Annotated in this window: 6 protein-coding genes; 1 reads left to right on the top strand and 5 read right to left on the bottom strand. The window is 37.3% G+C overall.

The window, feature by feature from the left end; all coding sequences use genetic code 11:
* Nucleotides 1-32: 32 nt before the first annotated feature.
* The 5 genes from DBR39_RS21150 to DBR39_RS21170 all read right to left on the bottom strand — a co-directional run bounded on the left by DBR39_RS21150 (nucleotide 33) and on the right by DBR39_RS21170 (nucleotide 6,062).
* Nucleotides 33-596, bottom strand: a complete 564-nt coding sequence (locus tag DBR39_RS21150; RefSeq protein WP_124536432.1) for a YeeE/YedE family protein — start codon at nucleotides 594-596, stop codon at nucleotides 33-35.
* Nucleotides 597-607: 11 nt separating this feature from the next.
* Nucleotides 608-2,029: an MBL fold metallo-hydrolase gene (locus tag DBR39_RS21155; protein WP_124536434.1), complete on the bottom strand. Its 1,422-nt coding sequence runs from the start codon at nucleotides 2,027-2,029 to the stop codon at nucleotides 608-610.
* An 83-nt stretch (nucleotides 2,030-2,112) separates the two neighbouring features.
* The gene (locus DBR39_RS21160) at nucleotides 2,113-2,907 is read right to left on the bottom strand and encodes a sulfite exporter TauE/SafE family protein (protein ID WP_124536436.1); all 795 of its coding nucleotides are present in this window, start codon (nucleotides 2,905-2,907) and stop codon (nucleotides 2,113-2,115) included.
* Nucleotides 2,908-3,140: 233 nt separating this feature from the next.
* On the bottom strand, nucleotides 3,141-3,782 hold the full coding sequence (locus DBR39_RS21165) for a Crp/Fnr family transcriptional regulator (protein WP_124536438.1): 642 nt from the start codon (nucleotides 3,780-3,782) through the stop codon (nucleotides 3,141-3,143).
* An 18-nt stretch (nucleotides 3,783-3,800) separates the two neighbouring features.
* The gene (locus tag DBR39_RS21170; protein WP_124536440.1) at nucleotides 3,801-6,062 is read right to left on the bottom strand and encodes a family 20 glycosylhydrolase; all 2,262 of its coding nucleotides are present in this window, start codon (nucleotides 6,060-6,062) and stop codon (nucleotides 3,801-3,803) included.
* A 235-nt stretch (nucleotides 6,063-6,297) separates the two neighbouring features.
* Between DBR39_RS21170 and DBR39_RS21175 the strand changes: the two genes are divergently transcribed.
* On the top strand, nucleotides 6,298-7,107 hold the full coding sequence (locus DBR39_RS21175; protein ID WP_124536442.1) for a DUF4197 domain-containing protein: 810 nt from the start codon (nucleotides 6,298-6,300) through the stop codon (nucleotides 7,105-7,107).
* Nucleotides 7,108-7,318: the final 211 nt, after the last annotated feature.

Consider the following 7,318-nt stretch of genomic DNA (forward strand, 5'->3'; position numbering starts at 1 on the left):
CATTATTTCAAAATTCTCTTTAAAAATTAAACTTACAGGGAAAGGATAACAGGCAGAATAAGGTTGGCCATTAAAAAACCTCCTACCATAAAACAGATCGTTGCGACCAAAGAAGGCCATTGCAAATTGGAAAGGCCCATGATAGCATGACCACTGGTACATCCTCCTGCGTATCTTGTTCCGAAGCCTACTAAAAATCCGCCAATTACCATTGTGATCAATCCTCTCCAGGTCAACAGGCTTTCAAAGTTCATCAGCTGTATAGGCACCTGGTTGCTGTAATCTGTGATTCCGTAACCTGCCAGTTCGGTTTTCAAATCGGGGTTAATTGTTATTTCGGCAGGATTAAGCAAAAAATTGGCTGCAATCATTCCTCCGAAAAAGATTCCGAGTACAAAAAATAAATTCCAGGCTTCTTTTTTCCAGTCGTATTTGAAAAAGTTTATATTGGCCGGGATACAGGCAGCACAGAGGTGCCTTAGTGAGGAACTTATCCCAAAGGATTTATTTCCCATTATCAATAGGGCAGGGACAGTAAGACCGATCAGCGGACCTGCAATATACCATGGCCACGGTTCTTTTATAATCTCCAACATATCTTCTTTTTTTACTCTAATTTATTTAAAATTTTTGTCTGACACACAAAATCACTTTTAGGAATACTTGTAAATGCAATAGCTCTAAAACCTCCTTCAATTTCTGTAAAATTCCTATATCCTCTTGCCTGAAGAATGCTTGCAGCCATTGTACTTCTATAGCCGCTTCCACAATACATATAAAAATGTTCTTCGGGCTGTAACTTATTAATCCATTCATTAATATACGCTAAAGGCATGCTGTAAGCTTCATGAATATGTTCTGCATTGTATTCACTTTCTCTTCTTATATCGATAATTTTTGCTTCTTTTTCTTTTATTTCAGTTTCAAACTGTTCTGCAGAGATGCGGTTGACAAAGTCTGTTTCTTTTCCGCTCTTTTCCCAGGCTTCAAAACCACCATCCAAAAATCCTAAAATATGATCGAATCCTACTCTGCTTAATCTTGTTACAGCTTCTTCTTCAGTTCCATTTTCCGTGATCAGCATAATGGGTTGGCTTACATCAGCAACTAAAGCTCCCACCCAAGGGGCAAAATCACCATCCAATCCTATATTTACTGACTTTGGGATAAAACCTTTTGCAAATTCACGGTTGGTTCTTACATCTAAAATCAAAGATCCTGAGACTTCTGCAATTTCCTCAAACTGTTCCGGGGAAAGAGGATTCAGGCCCCGAGAAAGGATTTTATCAAAACTTCCGTATCCTTTTTTATTCATCATGACATTCATCCCGAAATAAGCTGGAGGAGGTAGAAGTCCGTCTATCACTTCTTTTATAAAACTTTGTCTGTCTTTCTGATTCAGGGCATAGTTGGTTTTCTTCTGATTTCCGAGTGTATCTACCGTTTCTTTCTGCATATTTTTACCACAGGCTGAACCGGCTCCATGAGCTGGATATACAGTGATATCATCGTTCAAAGGCAAAATTTTATGGTACAAACTATCATATAAAAGTCCGGCCAGTTCTTCCTGAGTCATATTCGCCCCTTTTTGTGCCAGATCCGGACGGCCTACATCTCCAAGGAACAAAGTATCCCCGCTGAAAAGTGCTTTTTCAACGCCATCTTCATCAATCAAGAGGTAGCATGAGCTCTCAAGAGTGTGTCCCGGTGTATGAAGAACTTTGATTTTAATATTTCCTATTTCAAATATCTGATAATCTTCTGCAATGATGGCCTCAAATTCAGGAGTTGCAGTCGGTCCATACACAATAGGAGCACCTGTTTCATTGCTTAAATCAAGATGTCCACTGACAAAATCTGCATGAAAATGGGTTTCAAAAATGTATTTCAATTCTACTCCATCTTTTTCCAATCTATTGATATAAGGCTGTGTTTCCCTTAGCGGATCAATGATTGCAGCTTCTCCGGCTGAGGTAATATAATAAGCTCCCTGCGCCAGGCATCCTGTATAAATCTGTTCTATTTTCATTGTATTTTTTTTTGATGTTATTATCTGATACAAATCTCCCCCTTTCTTTTTTCCTTTACAGCTACTTTTGTTACATAAGAAATTTAAAGAAATATCTCTTTGGTAATAATATAAATGCCCATGATCAGGATAAACCATCCGAATACCGGCTTCAGCTTCCTTCCGTCAATCTTTTTTGACAACTGTGAGCCTATTATAATTCCTGCAACGGCAATAGCTGTAATAGAAATCAATAGTTTCCATTCTATTTTTACATGGTTTACCGAAGACACGAAACCGATCAAAGAATTGAAGGAGATAATGACTAAAGAAGTTCCTATCGCGACCTTCATTGGAATTTTCAAAAGATTGACCAATGCAGGAATGATCATAAAACCTCCTCCAGCGCCCACCAATCCGGTTAAAACACCAACCATTGAACCCTGTCCTGCTGCCCGCAAAGCATTATTCTTATCCGTAGTACTTTCTAAAGGTCTTTCAGAAGTGCTGTTTCTTATCATTTTATAAGAAGCAAGAACCATTAATCCTGCAAAAATTAATAATAAAAAAATGTTTCTGGTAACAGTAAAGTTCTCTATTCTGAGGACTTCCTCAGGAATTAAGGGAAGAAGGTATATTCTGGTCAGAAAAATAGAAACAACGGAAGGAATTCCAAATACCAGTGCCATCTTAAAATTGACCAATCCCTTTGTAAAATATGACACCGATCCTACAAGACTGCTTATTCCCACTACAAAAAGCGAATATTCCGTTGCCAGAAAGACATCGATACCAAAGAGATAAACCAGTACGGGAACGGTGAGAATACTTCCTCCACCCCCAATTAAACCGAGAGAAACTCCTATTAAAACGGCTGCTGTATATCCTATAATTTCCATTTCACTATTCAAATAATTCTGATGCAAAAATGGGAATGTGGAAGGAAAGCTACAGCTACTTTTGTTACATAAGGGGATTTTTTAACACGAATCGACACTAATATGTTCACAAAGGACACAGAGAAGTTATTATAAAGAGCGTTAGAATTGCTTCCCCTAGGGTTCGCGATGATTGTTGACCACCCTTCCAAAGGTGGGGAATGTGAGTACCTCTTATTAAACTGAGATGGGGTTTATGAGTTGAGAGTTCTCAGGAGGGTAATCTTGTTTCTGCCGAGCTTCAGCCTTCCTTCTTCTTCTAATTGTTTTAGAAGTCTTGATACCACTACTCTTGCGGTTCCCAGCTCATTTGCCAGCTGCTCATGGGTGGTATTGATGATTTCAGAATGGGTAAGCTCTGATTTTTTCTGCAACAGATTCAGAAGTCTTTCATCTGCTTTTTTGAAAGCAATTGCATTGATGATATCCAATAGTTCTTCAAATCTTTTATGATAGAGTCTGAAAATATAGTCTAGCCATTCCGGGTGTTCTTTGATAAATAAAGACACTTTATCTACGGGTAGAAAAAGGATTTCGGCATCTTCTTCAATCTCGGCTTTTACAATACTTTTTTCATTGTGCATCCCACCGAGGAAAGACATGATACAGCTTTCTCCTGCTTTGATGTAATACAGTAAAATTTCGCGTCCGTCTTCTTCAGTCCTGATGACTTTCAGCATTCCTTTCATCACAATAGGAATAGAGCGGATGGAAGCATTTTCATCTAAAATAATATCTCCTTCATGATAGTTTTTGGTTGTACCATACTGATACAGTTTTTCTACCAGATCCGGTGATGATGAAAATTCGGTAGAAAGTATGGTGTCGTCCTTCATTTTATTATTCTAATTGAGCTAATTTACACCAATTTCATCTACAAACAGCCATGCTTTTGAATCTGCACCGGGATTCCCAGCCGGAATAATGCCTGCATTTTCAATACTTATCTTCAGGTATTTTGTATTTTGTGCTCCTACATTTAATCTGATTTTCCCTTTGGCATTTTGGATCTCTGCAGCGGTAATTTCTTTGATCATTTTAAAATTTTTGTTGTCATCAGAAATAAAAATCTTTGCCGATCTGGCAAGGTGAATCCAGCTTCCTTTATTTTCAAGAGTATTGAAATAAACTTCTGAAAAGGCTGTTTTCTGACCAAAATCTATGGTTGCCACCACATCTTTTCCCTGAAAACCCAGCCATGTTTTGCCCAGTTGCTTTACATTTCCGATAATACCGTCTACTAGGGTAAAAGCACCTCCAAAAGAATAGTTTTCACTTGGCTGCTGCTCAAGACTTATGTTTTTTCCTGTTGTCTTTGAAATCGTAAACTGCTGGGTAGAAACAGCGCTTTTCAATTGACCATCTTCAAAATAAGCAGATTTTATTGTTAAAGAATTAGGAATCTGAACTGCTTTCTCATAGGTTTTAGAATTGATCGAAGGATCTTTTCCATCCAACGTATATCTGATCCCGTTTGAATTCTGTGAAGTTGATAGTTCATAGGCAATTCCGTTATTCGAAGGAATTACTTTTCCGGTGATGTTATAAATGCTTTTTGCATAGTTTACCTTCATTTTATCCAGAACTTTAAACTGATTGATCACCCTGTTTTCAAATTCTTTATAATTTTTAGGATCTGATGTTCCCCAACCTACTTCAGAAAGTGCCATTAATCTTGGAAAGATCATATATTGAACCTGCTTAAAGTCTAAAATATATTCTGTCCACAAGTTGGCCTGAACACCCATAATATATTTAGCCTGTTCTGCATTCAGTTCGGAAGGAATAGGATTGTAAGAGTAAACTTTGTCTAAAGGAGTAAAACCACCAAAAGCATTAGGCTCTGACTGCGGATCTCCCTGATAATGGTCGAAATAACAGAATGCTCCTGGGGTCATTACGGCAAAATGTTTTGATTTTGCAGCTTCAATACCTCCATTTACCCCTGTCCAGCTCATTACAGCCGCATTCGGAGCCAAACCGCCTTCTAAAATTTCGTCCCAACCAATTATTTTTCGTCCTTTACTGTTGACATATTTTTCAATTCGATGAATAAAGTAACTTTGTAAACCGTGCTCATCTTTTAAATTATTTTTCTTGATCAGTTCCTGGCAGTGCGCACATTCTTTCCATCTTGTTTTCGGGCACTCGTCACCACCAATGTGGATGTATTGGGATGGAAATAACTTAATCACTTCATCCAGAACATTTTCCAAAAATGTAAACGTTTCATCTTTCGGGCAGAAAACATCATCAAAAACGCCCCATTTTGTAGCGGATTCGAAAGGTCCTTTTGTACATGCCAATTCAGGATATGCAGATAACGCTGCCAGCGCATGCCCCGGCATTTCTATTTCCGGAACTACCGTAATATGTCTGTCCTGAGCATATTTCACCACCTCTTTTATCTGTTCCTGAGTGTAGAAATAGGGTCCGTAAGGCTTTCCGTCAAATGTATTGTCAACGTAAGCCCCAATCATGGATTCTTTACGTGTTGAACCTATTTGAGTCAATTTTGGGTATTTTTTGATCTCAATTCTCCATCCCTGGTCATCTGTTAAATGCCAATGAAATGTATTCAGCTTGTACATTGCCAGATAGTCGATATACTGTTTCACTTCTTCTACGGTAAAAAAGTGACGGCAGACATCCAGATGCATTCCTCTCCATGCAAACTTCGGCTGATCTTCGATCTTCATGGCCGGAATTTTTTTAGCATCTTTATATTGTTCAAAAACCTGAATCAAAGTTTGTAGAGCCAGGAAATATCCTTGTTTGGTATAAGATTTTACATGAATCTGTTTTGGAGAAATTTCTATTGAGTAATATTCTTTTTTCTGTTCAGCATCTGCTGCCGAAGCCGGAGGAATTATAGCGTTCGTTATATGGATCCCTCCACCCTTTTGAACATCCTTAAATGTAAACTGAGATACATGTTTTTTGAAATATTCCGTTTCTGCTTTTGGTAAATCACCACTTAACATTAAAGTTTCAGGGATTATAAATTCTCCCTGTGAAAATTCAACTTTTTGAGGGTAAGGAATTAGATTCAATTTATTTTGGGCAAAAATTACGTTTGAAATCAATACAAAAAATACTAAAAAAGTCCGTATCATTAGATGTGGTTAAGGTTTGAGCTAAGATAATTATTTTTCAAAACTCTTTAAGCCTTTTTAAAAACAAAATTTAGGCGTCTTCAATCGTTTAGATTCTTGTGAAATGGATCGTTTACAGTTTTTTAAACCATGTTCCTAGAAATTGTTCTATTGTATTCTGCTCATTATGGTTTGTTTTTTGATAAGTTTAGACGACTTAAAAGATTAAAACAATTAAATTTGTAAAAAAAATACGATGAAAAAAAACATTTTTCTGGCAGCGGGATTATTATTCTCAATATCAACACAAGCACAAATTTTAGATATCATAAAATCTACCGTTAAAAACAAAACGGGTGTAGATCTTAATGTTCCGGTAAAAAATAACGGTACTGCAACTTCTACTACTACCACTACAGGTCACACCAGCAACTCATCTGCTAATCTTGGAAATCTTACTTCCACTCAAATTTCTTCAGGCTTAAAAGAGGCTTTAAACATTGGTGTAACAGATGGTGTAAAAAAACTGGCTGTAACGGATGGCTTTTTCAAAAATGAGGCTGTAAAAATTTTAATGCCTGAAAAGTTAAGAAAAATTGATACCACGCTACGTTCCATCGGTATGGGAAGTCTTGCTGATGAAGGGGTGAAACTTTTAAACAGAGCTGCTGAAGATGCCGTAACACAAGCGGCACCTATTTTCACTAGCGCTATTACTTCCATGACAATCACGGATGCCAAGAATATTTTATTAGGCAGTAATAATGCTGCAACAAGTTATCTTCAGGGGAAAACCCAGACTCAGCTGTTTAATGCTTTCCAGCCTAAAGTAAAGGCTTCATTAGGAAAAGTAGGTGCTGATACGCTTTGGAAAAATCTGATTTCAAAATACAATACGTTTACAGGACAATCTGTGACCACTGACCTTAACGAATATGTGACGACAGAAACAATCAACGGAGTATTCAAAATGGTTGCCGATAAAGAGAGCGGAATCAGAGATACACCTGCCATGAGAACGACAAGTATTTTGCAGAAGGTTTTTGGGGCTCAGGATGGGAAATAAATAAGAAGTTAGATATTAGAGGTTAGAAGTTAGATGACGTACTAACCGTTGAAATATAAAAGAAGCTGTTTTATTGATGAAACAGTTTCTTTTTTTGTTTTTAATTTCTTTTGTCTTGAAACAAAAGAAACAAAAATTCAAGACCTGGATCTCTTCGCTAAAAATAAATTCTGTTCCCTAAAAATTCTAAACTTGCGCGAATTCTATATGG

The organism is Chryseobacterium sp. KBW03 (assembly GCF_003852415.1).
In the GTDB taxonomy this organism is placed as follows: Bacteria; Bacteroidota; Bacteroidia; order Flavobacteriales; family Weeksellaceae; genus Chryseobacterium; species Chryseobacterium viscerum.

Bases quoted from the DNA above. Each gene is read 5' to 3' on its own strand.
- DBR39_RS21150 (WP_124536432.1), bottom strand. From the start codon at position 596: ATGTTGGAGATTATAAAAGAACCGTGGCCATGGTATATTGCAGGTCCG.
- DBR39_RS21155 (WP_124536434.1), bottom strand. From the start codon at position 2,029: ATGAAAATAGAACAGATTTATACAGGATGCCTGGCGCAGGGAGCTTAT.
- DBR39_RS21160 (WP_124536436.1), bottom strand. From the start codon at position 2,907: ATGGAAATTATAGGATATACAGCAGCCGTTTTAATAGGAGTTTCTCTC.
- DBR39_RS21165 (WP_124536438.1), bottom strand. From the start codon at position 3,782: ATGAAGGACGACACCATACTTTCTACCGAATTTTCATCATCACCGGAT.
- DBR39_RS21170 (WP_124536440.1), bottom strand. From the start codon at position 6,062: ATGATACGGACTTTTTTAGTATTTTTTGTATTGATTTCAAACGTAATT.
- DBR39_RS21175 (WP_124536442.1), top strand. From the start codon at position 6,298: ATGAAAAAAAACATTTTTCTGGCAGCGGGATTATTATTCTCAATATCA.